Source organism: Leclercia sp. W6 (genome assembly GCF_003336345.1).
Lineage (GTDB): Bacteria > Pseudomonadota > Gammaproteobacteria > Enterobacterales > Enterobacteriaceae > Enterobacter.
Genome location: NZ_CP031104.1, coordinates 4,788,518 through 4,807,390 on the forward strand (window position 1 = coordinate 4,788,518; position 18,873 = coordinate 4,807,390).

20 protein-coding genes and 1 pseudogene are annotated in these 18,873 nt (G+C 55.9%); 11 read left to right on the forward strand and 10 right to left on the reverse strand.

Annotated elements, in window-relative coordinates; genetic code table 11:
• Window positions 1-4: 4 nt before the first annotated feature.
• The 4 genes from nrdE to DVA43_RS23625 form a co-directional block, all read right to left on the reverse strand.
• Entirely contained in the window at window positions 5-2,149 is a 2,145-nt protein-coding gene (gene nrdE, locus DVA43_RS23610) for a class 1b ribonucleoside-diphosphate reductase subunit alpha (protein ID WP_114316949.1), read from the reverse strand.
• A complete protein-coding gene (nrdI, locus tag DVA43_RS23615) occupies window positions 2,122-2,532 on the reverse strand; it encodes a class Ib ribonucleoside-diphosphate reductase assembly flavoprotein NrdI (RefSeq protein WP_114316950.1) in 411 nt (136 codons plus the stop codon). The genes nrdE and nrdI overlap by 28 nt, the downstream gene beginning before the upstream one ends.
• Window positions 2,529-2,774 (reverse strand): glutaredoxin-like protein NrdH, encoded by a 246-nt coding sequence (gene nrdH / locus DVA43_RS23620; protein WP_180209177.1) that lies wholly within the window; start codon window positions 2,772-2,774, stop codon window positions 2,529-2,531. Before nrdH ends, nrdI begins: the two co-directional genes overlap by 4 nt.
• 241 nt (window positions 2,775-3,015) lie before the next feature.
• Window positions 3,016-3,342 (reverse strand): DUF883 family protein, encoded by a 327-nt coding sequence (locus DVA43_RS23625; protein WP_103822647.1) that lies wholly within the window; start codon window positions 3,340-3,342, stop codon window positions 3,016-3,018.
• A gap of 161 nt (window positions 3,343-3,503) precedes the next feature.
• Between DVA43_RS23625 and DVA43_RS23630 the strand changes: the two genes are divergently transcribed.
• A complete protein-coding gene (locus DVA43_RS23630; protein WP_039030004.1) occupies window positions 3,504-3,848 on the forward strand; it encodes a DUF2002 family protein in 345 nt (114 codons plus the stop codon).
• Between the two features lie 32 nt (window positions 3,849-3,880).
• Here the strand turns inward: DVA43_RS23630 and alaE are convergent, their stop codons facing one another.
• Window positions 3,881-4,330 (reverse strand): L-alanine exporter AlaE, encoded by a 450-nt coding sequence (gene alaE / locus DVA43_RS23635; protein ID WP_114316951.1) that lies wholly within the window; start codon window positions 4,328-4,330, stop codon window positions 3,881-3,883.
• 628 nt (window positions 4,331-4,958) lie between these two features.
• Between alaE and stpA the strand changes: the two genes are divergently transcribed.
• Complete coding sequence (gene stpA / locus DVA43_RS23640) at window positions 4,959-5,363, forward strand: DNA-binding protein StpA (RefSeq protein WP_103822955.1); 405 nt, start codon at window positions 4,959-4,961, stop codon at window positions 5,361-5,363.
• A gap of 45 nt (window positions 5,364-5,408) precedes the next feature.
• On the opposite strand, the gene DVA43_RS23645 is transcribed toward stpA, so the two are convergent.
• Window positions 5,409-5,588, reverse strand: coding sequence for a hypothetical protein (locus DVA43_RS23645; protein WP_114316952.1), 180 nt, complete (start codon window positions 5,586-5,588; stop codon window positions 5,409-5,411).
• A gap of 221 nt (window positions 5,589-5,809) precedes the next feature.
• Between DVA43_RS23645 and DVA43_RS23650 the strand changes: the two genes are divergently transcribed.
• Window positions 5,810-5,968: a YqaE/Pmp3 family membrane protein gene (locus DVA43_RS23650; protein ID WP_103822644.1), complete on the forward strand. Its 159-nt coding sequence runs from the start codon at window positions 5,810-5,812 to the stop codon at window positions 5,966-5,968.
• Here the strand turns inward: DVA43_RS23650 and DVA43_RS23655 are convergent.
• Window positions 5,965-6,894 carry a LysR substrate-binding domain-containing protein gene (locus DVA43_RS23655; protein ID WP_103822643.1) on the reverse strand — a complete coding sequence of 310 codons (930 nt, stop codon included), beginning with the start codon at window positions 6,892-6,894 and terminating at the stop codon, window positions 5,965-5,967. The genes DVA43_RS23650 and DVA43_RS23655 overlap by 4 nt on opposite strands.
• A gap of 319 nt (window positions 6,895-7,213) precedes the next feature.
• On the opposite strand from DVA43_RS23655, the gene DVA43_RS23660 reads away from it, so the two are divergent.
• From DVA43_RS23660 to DVA43_RS23685, 6 genes are all read left to right on the forward strand, one after another.
• Window positions 7,214-7,819 (forward strand): ankyrin repeat domain-containing protein, encoded by a 606-nt coding sequence (locus DVA43_RS23660; RefSeq protein WP_114316953.1) that lies wholly within the window; start codon window positions 7,214-7,216, stop codon window positions 7,817-7,819.
• A 105-nt stretch (window positions 7,820-7,924) separates the two neighbouring features.
• A complete protein-coding gene (gene fdrA / locus DVA43_RS23665; RefSeq protein WP_114316954.1) occupies window positions 7,925-9,466 on the forward strand; it encodes an acyl-CoA synthetase FdrA in 1,542 nt (513 codons plus the stop codon).
• Entirely contained in the window at window positions 9,466-10,881 is a 1,416-nt protein-coding gene (locus tag DVA43_RS23670; protein ID WP_210406688.1) for a DUF1116 domain-containing protein, read from the forward strand. Before fdrA ends, DVA43_RS23670 begins: the two co-directional genes overlap by 1 nt.
• A gap of 11 nt (window positions 10,882-10,892) precedes the next feature.
• The gene (locus DVA43_RS23675) at window positions 10,893-12,446 is read left to right on the forward strand and encodes a xanthine permease (RefSeq protein WP_103822639.1); all 1,554 of its coding nucleotides are present in this window, start codon (window positions 10,893-10,895) and stop codon (window positions 12,444-12,446) included.
• On the forward strand, window positions 12,443-13,390 hold the full coding sequence (locus tag DVA43_RS23680) for a carbamate kinase family protein (RefSeq protein WP_114316956.1): 948 nt from the start codon (window positions 12,443-12,445) through the stop codon (window positions 13,388-13,390). Before DVA43_RS23675 ends, DVA43_RS23680 begins: the two co-directional genes overlap by 4 nt.
• Before the next feature lie 53 nt (window positions 13,391-13,443).
• A complete protein-coding gene (locus tag DVA43_RS23685; RefSeq protein WP_114316957.1) occupies window positions 13,444-14,832 on the forward strand; it encodes an amidohydrolase family protein in 1,389 nt (462 codons plus the stop codon).
• A 541-nt stretch (window positions 14,833-15,373) separates the two neighbouring features.
• Here DVA43_RS23685 and DVA43_RS23690 read toward each other — a convergent pair.
• A complete protein-coding gene (locus tag DVA43_RS23690) occupies window positions 15,374-16,294 on the reverse strand; it encodes a LysR substrate-binding domain-containing protein (protein ID WP_114316958.1) in 921 nt (306 codons plus the stop codon).
• 282 nt (window positions 16,295-16,576) lie between these two features.
• Here DVA43_RS23690 and DVA43_RS23695 point away from each other — a divergent pair.
• Window positions 16,577-16,729 (forward strand): annotated as a pseudogene (locus DVA43_RS23695) (MFS transporter); the annotation flags it as partial.
• A gap of 55 nt (window positions 16,730-16,784) precedes the next feature.
• A protein-coding gene (locus tag DVA43_RS23700; RefSeq protein ID WP_225321516.1) for an IS1 family transposase occupies window positions 16,785-17,482 on the forward strand; the annotation gives its coding sequence in 2 pieces (ribosomal slippage) (window positions 16,785-17,034 and window positions 17,034-17,482; 699 coding nt in all).
• On the opposite strand, the gene DVA43_RS23705 is transcribed toward DVA43_RS23700, so the two are convergent.
• Window positions 17,417-17,920 (reverse strand): hypothetical protein, encoded by a 504-nt coding sequence (locus tag DVA43_RS23705; RefSeq protein WP_246842252.1) that lies wholly within the window; start codon window positions 17,918-17,920, stop codon window positions 17,417-17,419. The genes DVA43_RS23700 and DVA43_RS23705 overlap by 66 nt on opposite strands.
• A 443-nt stretch (window positions 17,921-18,363) precedes the next feature.
• The gene (locus tag DVA43_RS23715) at window positions 18,364-18,873 is read right to left on the reverse strand and encodes a DUF2247 family protein (protein WP_114316960.1); all 510 of its coding nucleotides are present in this window, start codon (window positions 18,871-18,873) and stop codon (window positions 18,364-18,366) included.

The window sequence follows — 18,873 nt, forward strand, 5'->3', positions numbered from 1 at the left end:
CTCCTTACAGCGCGCAGGACACGCAGCCTTCTGTTTCGGTGCCTTCCAGCGCAAGCTGGCGCAGGCGAATGTAGTACAGGGTCTTGATCCCTTTCTTCCACGCATAGATCTGCGCTTTGTTGATGTCGCGGGTGGTGGCGGTGTCCGGGAAGAAGAGCGTCAGCGACAGCCCCTGATCGACATGTTTTGTCGCCTCGGCGTAGGTATCGATAATTTTTTCCGGGCCGATTTCATAGGCATCCTGATAAAGATCCAGATTCTCATTCGTCATAAACGGGGCAGGGTAGTAGACGCGCCCGGTTTTCCCCTCTTTGCGGATCTCGATTTTCGACACAATCGGGTGAATGCTTGAGGTGGCATGGTTGATGTACGAGATCGACCCGGTAGGCGGTACCGCCTGCAGATTCTGGTTGTAGATGCCGTAGCGCATCACGTCGTCGCGCAGCTGTTGCCACATCGCCCGCGTTGGCAGGCGGACCCCGGCGCGGGCAAACAGCGCCCGCACTTTTTCCGTTTTTGGCTGCCAGTCGCCGCTGAGGTACAGGTTAAAGTACTCTCCGCTGGCGTAACGCGACTGCTCAAAACCGGCGAATCGCTGCCCTTTTTCACGGGCCAGCATCATTGAGGTGTTCAGCGCGTGCCAGGTGATGGTGTAGAAGTAGAGGTTGGTGAAATCCAGCCCCTCCGGGCTGCCATAGGCAATGCCCTCCCGCGCCAGATAGCCGTGCAGATTCATCTGCCCCAGCCCAATGGCGTGCGAGGCGGCATTGCCGGCCTCCACCGACGGCACGCTGCGGATGTGGCTCATCTCCGACACCGCCGACAGGCCGCGCACCGCGGTCTCAACGGTGCGGCCAAAGTCCGGCGAGTCCATAGTATGGGCAATATTCAGCGAGCCCAGATTGCAGGAGATATCGTGCCCGATACGGGCGTAGTCCAGGTTCTCGTCATAGGTTGAAGGGCTGTTAACCTGCAAAATCTCCGAGCAGAGGTTGCTCATATTGATGCGCCCGGCAATGGGGCTGGCGCGGTTGACCGTGTCCTCGTACATGATGTAGGGATAACCGGACTCAAACTGGATCTCGGCCAGCCGCTGGAAGAACTCCCGGGCGTTGAGGGTTTTTTTGCGGATCCGCGTATCTGCCACCATCTCGTCATACAGCTCGCTCACCGCCACATCGCCAAACGGCTTACCGTAGATGCGCTCCACGTCGTAAGGGGAGAAGAGCGCCATATCGGCATTCTCTTTTGCCAGCCGGAAGGTGATATCCGGGATCACCACCCCCAGGGAGAGGGTTTTGATGCGAATTTTTTCGTCGGCGTTTTCGCGTTTGGTATCAAGAAAACGCATGATGTCCGGGTGATGGGCATGAAGATAGACCGCCCCGGCCCCCTGGCGCGCGCCGAGCTGGTTGGCGTAGGAGAAGGCATCTTCCAGCATCTTCATCACCGGGATCACCCCGGAGGACTGGTTCTCGATGCGCTTGATGGGCGCCCCCGCTTCCCGCAGGTTCGAGAGTAAAAAGGCCACGCCGCCGCCGCGTTTGGAAAGTTGTAGCGCCGAATTGACCGCCCGGCCAATCGACTCCATGTTGTCTTCAATACGCAGCAGGAAACAGGAGACCAGCTCCCCGCGCTGCGCCTTGCCGCCGTTGAGGAAGGTAGGCGTGGCGGGCTGGAAACGCCCGGAAAGGATCTCGTCCGTCAGCTGGCGTGCCAGCGTTTCATCTCCCTGGGCCAGGGTCAGGGCGACCATTACCACCCGATCCTCAAAGCTCTCCAGATAGCACTTTCCGTCGAAAGTTTTCAACGTATAGCTGGTGTAAAACTTCCAGGCGCCGAGGAAGGTCTGGAAACGAAAACCGCTGGCATGGGCATGGGCAAAGAGCGCCAGCACAAAGCTGCTCTCATAGCGCGCCAGCACCCGTGGGTCGTAGTAACCTTCCCTGAGCAGGTAGTCCAGACGCGCCTGCGGGCTGGCAAAGGTCATGCTGTTGGGGCGGACATGGGCGTTAAAAAAGGCGTCCACCGCCTCATGATCTTTGCTGAACTGGATCTTCCCGTCACCATCGTACAGGTTCAGCATAGCGTTCAGGGCATGGAAATCCTGCGATCCCTGCATCACGCGTTCTGCGGTTGTCGTTGCCAAAATTCGTTTACTCCTTTACGCACGTTGTCGACGTCCTGCTGTGTCCCCATCAGCTCAAAGCGATAGAGGTACGGCACGCCGCACTTTTGTGAGATGACATCCCCGGCCCGGCAGAAGGCATCGCCGAAATTACGGTTGCCGGCGGCGATCACCCCGCGGATAAGCCCCCGGTTATGGGGATCGTTGAGAAAGCGGATCGCCTGGCGCGGTACCGCCCTGGCGGTTCCGCCGCCGCCGTAGCTGGGCACCACCAGGATAAAGGGCTCGTCCACCTGGATGCGCTCCCGCTCGTTCAGCGGGATCCGCACGGCGGGCAGTCCGAGGCGCACGATAAAGCGGTGCGTGTTCTCCGAGCTGCTGGAGAAGTAGACGAGCAGGCTCATGCCCGGGCGGCCTGTGCAGCCTGCGGCAGCCGGTTAATCAGATCCGGACGGAACCCCGACCAGCTCATCTCCCCGGCGACCACCACCGGCAACTGGCGGAACCCCTGGGCTTTAAGCCTCTCTGCCGCGTCGGCAACCTGATCCACATTCACCAGTTCGAAGCTCACGCCCCGGCTCTCCATGGCGCGTTTGGTGGCATGGCACTGCACACAGTTGTCACGAGTGTAAATAATAATGCGCATGATTCGTATTTCCATTTAAAATGGGAGTTCAACGCGATTGAACGCGTCACCAGGAGTCTGTCTTGCTAAAAGGAATACTAGATGTAGTTATCTAAACTTTCAACCACACAAGATATGGGAAATTCAAGCGTATTTGCTGCCGGTAACAACTGCTACGGGAAGGGGGGCTATGGCTTATAAAAATGAAAAACCCCAACACCGCAGGGCATTGGGGTAGAAGAGCACAGTTTGGAGCCGGGCGTTACTTACGCAGGGCGAGCAGCGCACCGATGAAGATCCCGACGGCGGCGACGGTACCTACCGCACACATGGGTCTCTCGCGAATAAAGGTGTTCGCACAGTTTATGGCATCGCAGGCAGACTGTTTGCTGGTGGAGCATCCATTAAGACGCGCACGGGTTTCGCGCAGTAGCGACCGCGCCTTACGTCTCGCATCTTCCGCTTCGCCCTTCGCATCCGATCCCCAGGATTTCAAAACGCTTTCCAGCGTATCCGCTAATTTCCTGACATCGTTATGGATATCCTGAGCATCGTCCTCAACATCGTTTCGGTTTGATCGGCTAAACATACAATTCTCCCTTGAATTTGCGGTAATAAACAGTTTAGACCACCTTTTTAATATCTGAAGCTGGTCACGGCTTATCAGGCCGTTTATGGATTTTTCTGAAAGCACTGCTAATGCTGAATACGGTAAGGTTGCCCGGCAGGAAATGATAACGAGGAAAGAATATGTATTTACGACCCGATGAGGTTGCGCGCGAACTTGAAAAAGCGGGATTTACGGTGGATGTGGTAACACAAAAAGCATACGGTTATCGTCGTGGCGATAATTATGTTTATGTGAACCGGGAAGCCCGCATGGGGCGCACTGCGCTGATCATTCATCCGACGTTGAAAGAGAGAAGTCTTTCCTTCGCGGAGCCTGCTTCAGAGATGAAAACCAGCGACCATTACCAGCAGTTCCCGCTCTATTTAGGGGGCAATAATCAGGAACATTATGGTATTCCGCATGGTTTCAGTTCCCGCATGGCGCTGGAACGCTTTCTGAAAGGCCTGTTTGGCGACTCGCAATAACGACGCGACTGGCTTTCGCCAGTCGCCGTGTTTCAGGCCTTGACCTGCTGGTACTGGCTCACTTTAAACAGACGTCGGCAGTAGTCGAGGAAATAGCCGTAGACGGCGCCCATCATCATCGACACCACAATATTCGAGCTTACAGCAGCGGCGATCTGGTGCCAGTCTGCGCCCACCGTTAATAAAATGGCGACATATACCGGCGACTGGAAGGTGACATAGGCCACCACGTCCGCCAGATTTTTCATCCAGACGGTAGATGAATAGCGGCGGGCAAAACGCATCACCGCATCGCGGTAGAAACCGTACGGCCATGCAATAAGGATGTTCACCGGCACGGCGACCAGACGTGAAGAAAGTGACTGCTCAAAGGTCATTCCGGAGAGGAATATTTCAATCAGCATGTTCACCACCGAACAGTAGACCACCATTGCAAATGTGTCCGCTACAGCGTGGCGCAGGCGAGACTGCCGTGAGAACATGTTCTGACTCCTGAAGATGATACGATAACGAGGCTAAAGCGGGTTGGGATAGTGCTTTAGTTTGCTTTGTTTTTCGTGTATAGCGTATCTCTCTACATTGAAACTCTCAATTAGCGATAAATTTTTATTTACTGGCGTTTTGTCCGTAAAATTCTCTAAACGAACCGGTTTTGCCAGTGCTGCGTTATTTTCTTTGTTACTCTCTGTTTTTGTATTTTAAAACAACGACTTAATGTAGCGTTTTTCCGCATCTGGCATGACCTGTGTTCAGGTAAGGAAAAACGTCCATGTCGCAAGGCGGTTATGTTGTTAAAATGATGTTGTGCAGCGTAAAGCTCTGAGATTGATGATTTGGTTTTATGCGATGCAGATGAATGAATATTCGTTTCGCGCCGCGGCGGCTCAGCCACTGATGCCGGTAATAGCACAGTGGTAATAAATAATGATTAAACTGCGGTCCTGAATAAATCATTAAAACTGAAAATAACCGTCATTATATATTCTTAATTCCCTGTTGTTTGACCTGAATTATATTTTCGTGCGGTATCGTCTGGATGTTTATAAACAAATGAATTACCATGAGCCGGTATTGATTATTCAGACGACTTTGAAAAGGTTTTCATATTACATGACTTCAATGTTACATAATCTTAATAATATCCGTTCACTTCGCGCGATGGCGCGTGAATTCTCTCTGGACGTGCTGGAAGATATGCTCGAAAAGCTGCGTATTGTCACGGAAGAAAAACGTAATGAGCAGGCTGAGATCGAACAGCAACGTGCCGAGCAGCAGCAAAAAATTAGCGCTCTGCTGGAGATGATGAAAGCTGACGGTATTTCGGCAGAAGACCTGCTGGGTTCCGAGCTGCTGAGCGCCAGCGCGCAGCCGAAAAAGCGCAAACCGCGTGCTGCAAAATATCGCTATACCGATCTCGATGGCACTGAAAAAACCTGGACCGGCCAGGGCCGTACGCCGAAGCCGATCTCCCTAGCGCTGGCAGAGGGTAAATCACTGGATGATTTCCTGATTTAATGCGCGCAGACCGGGCGGATTCACGCCGCCCGGCAGCACCGGCGCTTAGCAGACGCCGAAATCGCCATCTTCTTTATACAGCGCCACATCCGCTGCTTTCAGGGTGTATTTATCTCCCTGTTCGTTACCTGCCCGCACCGCCACAATCTGATCTTCATGCACTTCGATGACTTTAAGTTTTGGTCCGCCCATGCGCGGCTGTACGAGATCGCCAACAGAAAACATAGTTACCTCCTTATGATGGATGAATTCCGAGCTTAGCCCAGGCGCAGGCCGGGGTACAGCGCGGCGGGCGGATTACCCCTTAATCGCCAGCCTAAACCTGTGTAAAGAGGGTAAAAGAGGGTAAAACTTCACGCCAATGCTGGCAGCCGTGCGTAGACTCGCTACCCTTAAAGTTAAAATCTCTTTTTTAACAATGACCTGACTGCTTGTATGGAGAATCTATGGGTTTCTGGCGTATCGTAATTACCATCCTGCTTCCCCCGCTTGGCGTGCTGCTGGGCAAAGGGTTTGGCTGGGCCTTTATCCTCAACGTCATCCTGACGCTGCTGGGCTACATCCCCGGCCTTATCCATGCGTTTTGGGTGCAAAGCCGCAGCTAATCCCGCCACAGTAAATCGCTGTAGATCCCGGTCAGCACCCCCTGGGGCGCAAACTGCTGTTTGATCCAACGGGTGACCAGACCGGTTGCCGCATGCTGCGTGGCAAGCAGCATGCGCGAGTCCTGGCGCGGGTTATTAATGCGCCGCGTTACCAGCAGCCCCGCCTCGACTGCCTCTCTCGCCATATGTTCCGGTAAAAAACCGATCCCTTCGCCCAGAATCTGACACTGGCATTTAGTATTAAAATCCGGCACCAGGATCGCCTCCTGGCCGTGCAGCAGCCAGCCCACTTTCTTGTTAATGGTATGGGCCGTGTCTTCGACCATAATGTTGGGATACAGGCGCAACTGGCTCTCGGCCAGCGGCTCCGGAGCCAGGGCCAGCGGGTGGTCCGGGGCGATGGCAAACACCCAGCGGATCGCGCCAATCTCGGTGTAATCGATCCCCCCGCCGTCCAGCAGGGTATCCGGCGCGCCAATAGCGATGTTCGCCTGATTATTGATGATCGAATCCCAGACGCCGTTATACACCTCGGTGGTGACGGTGATCTGACAGGTGGGGAACTGTTTCTTTAATACCTGCAACAGGCGGGCGGTGTGGCGCGGCGTATAGAGCAGCTGGTTGATGCAGATCCGCACCCGGGTCTCAATGCCCTGGGAGATGGTATCTATCCCGCGCTTGATGGCGTGGAAGTCATTCAGCAGGTCTACCGCCTTACGGTAAAAGTAAAAGCCCGATTCGGTGAGTTCAATGCTGCGGGTGTTACGCACAAACAGCACCACGTCGAGGCCGGTCTCCATCCGCTTGATGGTGTAACTGATGGCCGAGGTGGTGACCCCCAGCTCGGTAGCCGCTTTGCTGAAGCTGCTGAAGCGGGCCGCGGTAGTAAACGCCAGCAGGTTCTCTTCGGTAAAGATGGAATTCATATTATGGCTCCCGGCACCCATCAGTTTTGAACATATTTTAACAACGCGGTTACAACTCATTTGAAGCCGGTCACAGTTCTGCTAATTTGCTGCGAGCCGCGCAGCGCAAGGCCTGCGTAAACATAAGCAGAATGCAGCTTAAGGGCCTAAAAAGCGGTAAAACATAAGGAAAAGGTTGCACAGACGCACGTTTTGACCGGACTGTTAAATTTAACTCAACAATGAATTCGCTGTCGATGAATCATTTTTAAGCGGATTCTTTTCTGACCAGGCCATTGCTATGCTCACTCCATCAGAAAGGAAAACCCGGAGTGTGGATATGTCCAGCAATGAACTCGTTACTGAATTTCTGTTAGCCGCCGAGCAGGGGAATGTCGCGGCATTAAACGCCTGTCTGGAAAAAGGGGTGGATATAAATGCCACCAACCGGCAGAAAAGAACCGCCATTATTATCGCCAGCCTGAATAAACACTATTCCTGCGTGGAGCGGCTGATTGCCGCTGGCGCAAATATCGACCAGCAGGATCAGACCTGTTTCAACCCGTTCCTGATTAGCTGCCTGACCAACGATCTTACCCTGCTGCGTCTTGTGCTACCGGCCAACCCGGATCTCGACAGGCTGACCCGTTTTGGCGGGGTGGGGATCACCCCGGCCAGCGAGAAAGGGCATCTGGAGGTGGTGCAGGAGCTGCTGGCCCGCACCGACATCAACGTTAACCACACCAACTTTGTCGGCTGGACCCCGCTGCTCGAAGCCATTGTGTTAAATGACGGCGGCCCTCGCCAGCAGGCGATCGTGAAGCTACTGCTCGACCACGGCGCCAACCCGCATATGACCGACAAATACGGCAAATCCCCCCTCGAACTGGCGCGGGAAAAAGGCTTCAGCGAAATTGCCGAGCTGCTGATCGCCGCCGGCGCCTGATACTCCCGGCTAGCCGTTTCGCGCTGGCCTGAAATAAAAATAGCTCTTCCCGTCATGCCTTCGGGCGTGATGTGGCCCCCTTTTGCCCGCATTCAGGAGGACGTAATGCCCACCAAAATCGTGATAAAAAAGAACACTTATTTTGATTCTGTTTCGCTGATGTCGGTTTCCACCAAAGCCAACAAATTGCCCGGCGTGGAGCAGGCTTTTGTTGCTATGGCCACCGAAATGAATAAAGGCGTATTAAAAAATCTCGGCCTGCTGACGCCGGAATTAGAAGACGCCAAAAACGGCGATCTGATGATCGTCATTAAAGGCGAGGCCGCCAACGACGACACCCTGGCCGCCATCGAAGCCCTGTTTACCCGCAAAGAGAGCGCAGGCTCACACGAATCGCGCTACGCCACGCTCGCCAGCGCCAAAACCCACCGCCCGGACGCCAACCTGGCGGTGATCTCGGTCAACGGCACCTTTGCCGCCCGCGAGGCGCGCCAGGCGCTGGAGAACAACCTCAACGTAATGCTCTTCTCGGATAACGTCTCCCTCGACGATGAGCTGGCGCTCAAGCAGCTGGCCCATGAAAAAGGGCTGCTGATGATGGGGCCGGACTGCGGTACCGCCATCATTAACGGGGCAGGGCTCTGCTTCGCCAACGCGGTCCGTCGCGGGTCGATTGGCATCGTCGGCGCCTCCGGCACCGGCAGCCAGGAGCTGAGCGCGCGCATCCACGAGTTCGGGGGTGGCATCTCCCAGCTGATCGGCACAGGGGGTCGCGACCTGAGCGAAAAAATCGGCGGCCTGATGATGCTGGATGCTATCGCCATGCTGGAAGCGGACGACGCCACCCAGGTCATCGCCCTGATCTCCAAACCGCCTGCGCCTGCGGTGGCGGAAAAGGTGCTGGCCCGCGCCCGTGCCTGCCGCAAACCGGTCGTAGTCTGTTTCCTCGGCCGCAATGAACCCCCAGCCGATGAAGCGGGATTAGTGTTTGCCCGCGGTACCAAAGAGGCGGCACTGAAGGCGGTGCTGCTCACCGGGATCAAAAAAGAGTCCCTCGATCTGCACCCGCTCAACTGGCCGCTGATTGAAGAGGTGCGCGCCCACCTGACCCCGCAGCAGAAGTACATTCGCGGCCTGTTCTGCGGCGGTACCCTGTGCGACGAAGCGATGTTCGCCGCGCTGGAAAAATATGACGACGTCTGGAGCAACATCCAGCCGGACCCGGCGAAACGCCTGAAGGACATCAACGTCAGCCAGGCCCATACCTTCCTCGATTTCGGCGATGACGATTTCACCAACGGCAAACCGCACCCGATGATCGACCCGACCAACCGCATCAGCCGCCTGTTGCAGGAGGCGCGCGATCCGGAGGTAGGCGTGATCGTGATGGATTTCGTCCTCGGCTTTGGATCGCATGACGATCCGGTAGGGGTGATGATCGAGGCGATCCAGGAGGCGCAGGCGATCGCGAAAGCCGATAACCGACCGCTGGTCATCCTCGGCTATGTGCTTGGCACCGACCAGGATCCCCAGTCTCTGGCGCAGCAGTGCCAGCTGCTCACCGACGCGGGCGTCATCTGGGCCAGCAGCAGCACCAACACCGGATTACTGGCACGTGAATTTGTCTTCAAAGGAGAGAAAGCCTGATGACCACCTTATTTAACCAGCCGCTGAATGTGATTAACGTCGGCATCGCCCTGTTCAGCGACGATCTCAAGAAGCAGCACGTTCCGGTCACTCATCTCGACTGGACCCCGCCGGGGCAGGGCAATATGCAGGTCGTTGAAGCCCTCGATCAGCTGGCTGAAAAATCGCTGGCGGAGAAGATCGCCGCGGCTAACAAGGTTGCCCTTGAGCGCATTATTCAGTCCCACCCGGTTCTGGTGGGTTATGACCAGGCGATCAATGTCGTGCCAGGCATGACCCGCACCACTATCCTGCACGCCGGTCCGCCGGTGGCATGGGAGAACATGTGCGGGGCGATGAAAGGGGCGGTCACCGGGGCGCTGGTGTTTGAAGGTTTAGCCAGGGATCTGGAAGAGGCGGCACGGCTGGCGGCCTCCGGGGAGATCACCTTCTCGCCGTGCCACGAGCACGACTGCGTGGGGTCGATGGCGGGCGTCACCTCCGCGTCGATGTTTATGCACATCGTCGAGAACAAAACTTACGGCAACCGCGCCTTCACCAACCTCAGCGAGCAGATGGCGAAGATCCTGCGCATGGGCGCCAACGACCAGAGCGTGATCGACCGTCTGAACTGGATGCGCGACGTGCTCGGCCCGATGCTGCGCGACGCTATGAAAATCATCGGCGAAATCGACCTGCGCCTGATGCTGGCCCAGGCGCTGCACATGGGCGACGAGTGCCACAACCGCAACAACGCCGGCACCACGCTGCTGATTCAGGCCTTAACCCCGGGGCTGATCCAGGCGGGTTATCCGGTGGAGCAGCAGCGGCAGGTGTTTGAATTCGTCGCCAGCAGCGACTACTTCTCCGGCCCGACCTGGATGGCGATGTGTAAGGCCGCGCTGGATGCCGCCCACGGCATCGAGTACAGCACCGTGGTCACCACCATGGCGCGCAACGGCTACGAGTTCGGCCTGCGCGTTTCCGGCCTGCCGGGGCAGTGGTTCACCGGTCCGGCGCAGCAGGTGATTGGCCCGATGTTCGCGGGATACAAGCCGGAAGACTCCGGACTGGATATCGGCGACAGCGCCATCACCGAAACCTACGGCATTGGCGGTTTTGCGATGGCGACGGCCCCGGCGATTGTCGCCCTGGTGGGCGGTACGGTGGAAGAAGCCATCGACTTCTCCCGCCAGATGCGCGAGATCACGCTGGGCGAAAACCCGAACGTCACCATTCCGCTCCTCTCGTTTATGGGCGTTCCCACCGCCATTGACATCACCCGCGTGGCGGGCAGCGGTATTCTGCCGGTGATCAACACCGCCATTGCCCATAAAGATGCGGGCATCGGCATGATTGGTGCCGGGATCGTTCATCCGCCATTTAGCTGTTTTGAAAAGGCGCTGTTAGCCTTCCGCGATCGCTATTTCCTTTAAGGTAAGCATCCATGAAAAGCATGAAACTGGAGTGGAAAAGAGGTGACTGGGCGGCGTACTTCGGGTTGATGACCAACAACCTGACGAACCTGCTGACCATGATGGGGCTGCTCATTTTTGTCGTCGGCATCCCGAAAGAGATTGTTTATGGACGTATTGCGCCAGCCTTCGGGCTGGCGGTACTGGTGGCGAGTATCTGCTACGCGTGGTTCGGTTTACAGATGGCGCGCCAGACCGGGCGTAACGATGTGACTGCGTTGCCGTCGGGGCCGAGCGCGCCCTCGATCTTCACCGTCACCTTTCTGGTGCTGATGCCGGTCTACCAGCAGACCGGTGACGCGGATTTCGCCATCCAGATTGGTCTGGTGTGGTGCTTCGTGGAGGCAATGATCCTCGCGGGCGGCTCTTTCCTTGGCGAAACCATCCGCAAGATGATCCCGCGTACCGTGCTGCTCTCGTGCCTCTCCGGTCTGGGTCTGCTGCTGTTAGCGATGAACCCGATGTTGCAGGCGTTCGAAGCGCCGACGGTCTCCTTTATCGTCCTGCTACTGATCTTCATCAACTGGTTTGGCAAAAAGCCGATCTTCGCCCGCATCCCCACCGGTCTCCTGCTGCTGATCGCCGGTACGGCCCTGGCGTGGATCTCCGGCCTGCAAAGCCCGGAAGCGATCAAGGCGTCGATGTCCTCCTTCGGCTTTAACCCGCCGGAAGTGCATATCGACAGCTTTATGCAGGGTCTGCCACACGCCCTGCCATATCTGGCCTCTGCCGTGCCACTGGGGCTGGCGAACTACATCTTTGACCTGGAGAACATCGAAAGCGCCCACGCGGCGGGGGACGAATACCCGACCCGCAAGGTGATGCTGGCCAACGGTCTCTCGTCCATGCTCGGCTGCCTGATGGGGAACCCGTTCCCGGTGACGGTCTACGTCGGCCACGCGGGCTGGAAAGCGATGGGGGCCAGCATCGGCTACACGCTGGCCTCCGGCGTCACCATGTTCATCGTGCCGCTGTTCGGGCTGGGAGCCTTTATGCTCGCCATCATCCCAATGACCGCCATCGTGCCGATTCTGGTCTTTATCGGCGTGGTCACCGCCAACCAGGTGGTGAGGGAGACGCCCAAAGTGGAGGTGCCCGTCATCTTTATCTGTCTGTTCCCGTGGATCGCCAACTGGGCGCTGACCATGATGAACAGCGTGATGGGCGCGGCGGGCACCAGCGCGGCGAAAATCGGTACCGACGTGCTGCACAGCAAGGGCATTTACTACGAAGGGTTGATGCACCTGGGTAACGGTGCACCGCTCGCCAGCATGCTGTGGGGCTGTATCGCCATCTTCGCCATCATCAACAAGCCGCTACGCGGTGCCGTTGCCGCCGCGGTCGGTGCGCTGCTGGCGCTGTTCGGGGTCATCCACGCCCCGGTGGTGGGCTTCGCCGAGGGCAGCTCGCTGACCTTTGTGCTGGCCTACCTGATGATGAGCGGCATGTTTGTGCTGAAGCATGTTCTGGATAGCCGCGAAGCGGCAAGCGCGACGTCGGGCACCGTTATAAAGGACAACGTATGAAAGAGCTTATGGTCGTTGCCATTGGTGGCAACAGCATTATCAAAGATAACGCTAGCCAGTCGATTGAGCACCAGGCGCAGGCGGTGAAAGCGGTGGCCGAGTCGGTGCTGGAGATGCTGGCTTCCGACTACGACATCGTCCTCACCCACGGCAACGGCCCCCAGGTGGGGCTGGATCTGCGCCGCGCCGAGATTGCGCACGAGCGGGAAGGGCTGCCGCTGACCCCGCTGGCAAACTGCGTGGCCGATACCCAGGGCGGCATCGGCTACCTGATCCAGCAGGCGTTGAATAACCGCCTTGCCGCCCGCGGGGAGCAGAAAGCGGTCACGGTGGTCACCCAGGTGGAGGTGGATAAAAACGATCCCGGCTTTACCCATCCTGCCAAGCCCATCGGGGCGTTTTTCAGCGAGACGCAGCGCGATGAGCTGCAACGCGCCCATCCCGACTGGCATTTCGTCGAGGATTCAGGCCGCGGATACCGCCGGGTGGTGGCCTCGCCCCAGCCGGTGCGCATCGTTGAGGCGGACGCCATCAAGGCCCTGACGCAACAAGGCTTTGTGGTGATTGGCGCGGGCGGTGGCGGCATTCCGGTAGTGCGTACCGAACAGGGCGACTACCAGAGCGTGGATGCGGTGATCGACAAAGATCTCTCTACCGCGCTGCTGGCGCGGGAGATCCGCGCCGACGTGCTGTTGATCACCACCGGGGTGGAGAGAGTGTGCATTAACTTCGGCAAGCCAGACCAGCAGGCGCTGGACACCGTCAACGTGGCGCAGATGACGCGCTACATGGAAGAGGGGCACTTCCCGGCGGGCAGTATGCTGCCGAAAATTGTGGCCTCGCTGGAATTTCTGCACCACGGCGGCAAGCGGGTGATCATCACCTCGCCGGACTGCCTGCCCGCAGCCCTGCGTGGTGAAACCGGGACCCATATTGTGGCTTAACCCTGGCGGGCTTCCCGCCCGCTGTGTGAATGCGTAAGTAAAAGGACAAGACAATGAGTGAGAATAAAAGCCGCCGGGAGTTTCTCAGCCAGAGCGGCAAAATCGCCACCGCTGCAACCGCCTGCGCCCTGTTTGGCACTGCTGGCTCCGTCGCGTATGCTGCTGACACCGCAAAAGCGACCTGCGAAACGGGCAAACCGATGAACATCACCGCGACACACTACTATCTGGACAACGTGCTGCTGGAGGCCGGGTTTAACTTTGACGGCGACGTGGCCGTCAGCACCCGCACCGAGCTGAAAACGCTGGAGATCAAGGACGGCAAGATCGCTGCCCTGCGCGACAACAACAGCCACGCCGACGCCACGCTGCCGCACTATGATGCGGGCGGCAAACTGCTGTTACCGGCGATGCGCGATATGCACATCCATCTGGATAAGACCTTCTACGGCGGCCCGTGGCTCTCGCTCAACCGCCCGGCGGGCACCACCATTCAGGATATGATCCGTCTGGAGCAAAAGCTGCTCCCGGAGCTGCAACCGTATACGCAGGAGCGGGCGGAAAAGCTGATCGATCTGATCCAGTCGAAGGGCTCCACCATCGCCCGCAGCCACTGCAATATCGAGCCGACCTCCGGGCTGAAAAACCTGGAAAATTTACAGGCGGTACTGGCCCGGCGTAAATCCGGGTTCGACTGTGAGATTGTCGCCTTCCCGCAGCACGGCCTGTTGCTCTCAAATGCTGAAAAGCTGATGCGTGAGGCGATGCAGGCCGGAGCGCACTACGTCGGCGGGCTGGATCCCACCAGCGTTGACGGCGCGATGGAGAAATCCCTCGACCTGATGTTCCAGATTGCGCTGGATTACGACAAAGGGGTGGATATCCACCTGCACGAAACCAGCCCGGCGGGCGTGGCGGCGGTGAACTACATGGTGCAGACCGTAGAGAAGACTCCGGCGCTGAAGGGTAAGCTGACCATCAGCCACGCTTTCGCGCTGGCGACGATGAACGAGCCGCAGGTGGATGAGATCGCCACCCGGATGGCGGCGCAGCAGGTGACTATCGCCTCCACGGTGCCGATTGGCACGCTCCACATGCCGCTCAAGCAATTGCGTGACAAAGGCGTGTTTGTCATGACCGGCACCGACAGCGTGATCGACCACTGGTCGCCGTATGGCCTGGGGGACATGCTGGAGAAAGCGAATCTCTATGCCCAGCTCTATATCCGCCCGAACGAGCAGACGCTCTCCCGCGCGCTGGGTATCGCCACCGGTGACGTGCTGCCGCTGAACGATCAAGGCGAGCGTGTCTGGCCGAAGGCGCAGGATGCCGCCAGCTTTGTGCTGGTGGACGCCTCCTGCTCCGCCGAAGCGGTGGCGCGTATTTCCCCGCGTACCGCGACCTTCCATAACGGGAATCTGGTGTGGGGCACGGTGGGGTGATGTGAAGCCGGGTGGCGGCTACGCCTTACCCGGCCTACAAGGTAAAAGCAAAACGGTAGCGCCAGTTACCGTTTTTAGTGTTTGCGTACTTACCCTGTGGGCTGAGGGGGAGCATGCGACTCAGGAGGGGGTTCCGTTCACCTCACGTTCCTTGCTTCTCTGATACGCCTGAACCAGTGAACGTGCCAGGGGGGCTCGCCGCCTCCCCCCTGGCAACCCCGGCTCCCGGCAAAGAAAATCGCCGCTTCGCGGTCCCCTCAGCTTATTCCTTCAGGCTTTCGGGTCGGGCACCAGCCTGCATCCCTGCAGGCTATGCCCTCTCGGCGCGTCCCTGCGCCTCGCCCCGGCCTTCCTGAAACGCTTCGGCGATTTTCAGCCGGACCAGGGATTCGCTGTAAGTTATTTATTTTAATGTGATTATTTCATTGCTTTAAAGGCAATAAAATTACCGGGGATTCCTCAGCCTTGTGGAAGAGGATTGGGGTGAGGGCATCAGGCCGCACGTTCTGTAGGCCGGGTAAGGCGAAGCCGCCACCCGGCGTTACAGGTGATACCCCGACAGCCGCAACTCCCGGTCAATCCACTCGACAAACTGCTGGATCTTCCAGCTGCGCTCGTTCATGTGCGGCATCACCAGATGATGGGCGTTAATGGCAATACCCATACTGTCCGGCAGGACCTGCACCAGCGAGCCATCGTTCAGGTGATCGGTGGCCATCATTTTGCTTTCAAGAATAAATCCCAGCCCCATGCGCGCCGCCTCAAAGCTCATATAAGAGCGATCGAAGCTCAGGCTGAAGTTGAGCCAGGGCCGGTCGATATTGTGCCAGGCAAACCACTTCTCCCAGTTTACCAGGGTGCTGGTGGATGAAATCAGCGCCTGCTGTAAGAGATCCTGCGGTGACTGGACCGGGTGCTCATGCAGGTAATCGGGCGAGGCCAGCACCACCAGCGCATCATTCTTAATGGTCATCACCCGATAGGCGTCCCAGTCCGGGATACCGTGGCGAATATCAATGTCAATGTTATCCCGGGCGAACTGCAGGTTCTCATAAGAGCAGGTGAGGTTGAGGATGATATCGGGATATTCGGCGCGGAACTTGCCCAGGCGGCGCAGCAGCCAGGATAAACCGAAGGTCGGGGAGGAGTGTACGCGCAGCACCGCGTTCTCCTTCTCTTTGATCACCTGCTCGGTGGCGCGCCCGATGGCGCTCATGGCCGCCGAAACCTCCCGCAGGTACTTCTCTCCGGTAGGCGTAAGGGTGACCCCCTTGCCGCTGCGGATAAACAGCTTTTTGCCCATCCAGGACTCCAGAGAGGCGATCTGATGGCTCACCGCCGAGGGGGTAACGTTAAGCTGCTCGGCCGCCAGGTGAATGCTCAGGGAGTTGGCGACCGCGATAAAAGACTGAATGTTTCGCAGCGAAGGGATGGGGAGCGTCTGGCGATCCTGCGCGGGCATAACCGGTCCTCCTTGAGGATGTTGCGGTAAAAAAACATAACATCCTGGCCCTGCACCGGCAATATTATTGCGGCTGAATGGATTAAACAGGATCCCCGCCACATTTTTTAAAAAACCTATATCCCCATAAACGAAGCCGTTATTTTTATGACGCGCTTCGCAAATCAAATTTATCTCAGCAATAAATGAGTTTTATTGAATGGTGTTTCAAACGTAAGCCGATATATTGAGTTCGAACGCGAAATTAAAACGACTCACGTTGTTCGAATAATGAGGTAAAACATGTCTCGTATAGAACAAGCTGTCCCCTACATAGCCACTAAAAAAACCAATTACCGCTTCGTGGTGCTGGCGTTAATATTTATTGTGTATGCCATTAATTATGCAGACAGAACCAATATTGGCGCCGTGCTTCCCTTTATCATCGATGAATTTGGTAATGCTGCCAACTTACTGATTTAGTGTATGATGGTGATTTTAAGGTGCTTGCGTGGCTTCCATTTCCATCAGATGTCCCTCCTGCTCCGCTACTGAAGGCGTGGTGCGTAACGGCAAAAGCACTGCCGGACATCAGCGCTATCTCTGCTCTCATTGCCGTAAAACATGGCAACTACAGTTCACTTACACCGCCTCTCAGCCCGGTACGCACCAGAAAATCATTGATATGGCCATGAATGGCGTCGGATGTCGCGCCAGTGCACGCATTATGGGCATTGGCCTCAACACGGTTTTACGTCACTTAAAAAACTCAGGCCGCAGTCGGTAACCTCGCGCATACAACCGGGCAGTGATGTGATTGTCTGCGCTGAAATGGACGAACAGTGGGGCTACGTCGGTGCTAAATCACGTCAGCGCTGGCTGTTTTACGCGTATGACAGGATACGGAGGACGGTTGTGGCGCACGTCTTCGGTGAACGCACTCTGGCCACACTGGAGCGTCTTCTGAGCCTGCTGTCGGCCTTTGAGGTCGTGGTATGGATGACGGATGGCTGGCCGCTGTACGAATCACGCCTGAAGGGAAAGCTGCACGTTATCAGCAAGCGTTACACTCAGCGCATTGAGCGACATAACCTGAATCTGAGACAACATCTGGCAAGGCTGGGACGGAAGTCACTGTCGTTCTCAAAATCGGTGGAGCTGCATGACAAGGTCATCGGGCATTATCTGAACATAAAACACTATCAGTAAGTTGGAGTCATTACCAAAATAAGCATCGGGCTCATTCTTAACAATCTCGTATCGTGCTAACAATTTTGTGAATAGCCCTTCGGGAACGGGATGAGGTGCGGCTTCGTTTTTATCACAATAAAAATAAAAAAACGCCTTTTCAAGTTCCGGGATAGAAAGTCTTTCCGCCTGGCTATAAAGATACTGATACGCGAAACTCCATTTACTGGACAGTAGTAAAAAATCAAGTGCGGCTGATTTTAGTTCATCATTGGCATGGGACTGCTGCAAAAATCTCTGGCAATACTTTAGCGCCGTGGGTTGATCTTCCACAAGCAGCATGCCCAGATATTCCAGAGCATCCTCATTCGGATCGTTAAATGAATCTGATTCGACATGACCGTTTAACAGATAACGCTCTAATCCCGCCTGTAGTTCGCTAACAGTTCTGTTTGTCATTTAAAGTTTCTTGTCTTCATTGTGGTTAATCGTTTCTCTACTGACGGCCCATCATTGATAGATTAGATTCAGTTAAACTGGAGCTATCTTAATACCGCCTACCCTGGCTTTTACCGGTGATAAAAAAACCAGATGATCAAACCCGCAGGGAGCCCCAGCCAGGTTAACTCAAGACATATCCACACGTCCTTGAAAGAGAAAGGAAAACCCTCCTTCACGTTCCATGCTAATCCTGCGCCGACTAAACGGCCAGGGAGCGTCAGGATGAACACGGCCAGACCTATTGCGCAGCACAGGTAAACAAGGTGAATAAACGATTTAGTGCTGTTTTTCATTTGACTAAATGTCTGAAAAACCTGATAGCCCGATGCTAATGATCGGGCCTTCCTTACCTGAAAACCTGAAACGGGACATTCTGGAGTGCCGACACAGATTTAGGATGTTTACTTTTTATACTCGACAAACTTTTCTTCTAAATAATTCATCCAGTTCTCCATTAAATGATTCATATTTTCCATCTGAGAATGCGTTGATGGATCATATCCATCAGAAGCAGGCATATATTTAACAAAACCCTCTATTTCAGTGGGGTAGTCAAAATCTGCATAAATAATTTCAACTTCAGATAATGGATCTGCAAAACTATCACGATTTTTCCAAAGCCAGCTTAGAACAATAAACAACCATTTTTGCCTAATCGTCGAGTCATTTTCTTGCTCAAACCCTGTACACAATTCCTCTAAAAAGAGAGACACCTGATTTGAACTGTCAGGCATAAGGAATGATAATTCAAGTTCAGAATCAGCATAACTTCCCGTTAAGACTATTTGTTCCGCCATTTTTATGGGCACGTCTGATGCAATGAGATTATTTTCATAACCCCACTTCACCTCACACCATGAAAGATAAGTATTTTCAACAATAAAATCATAGGGTACCGGATATAACGTCAT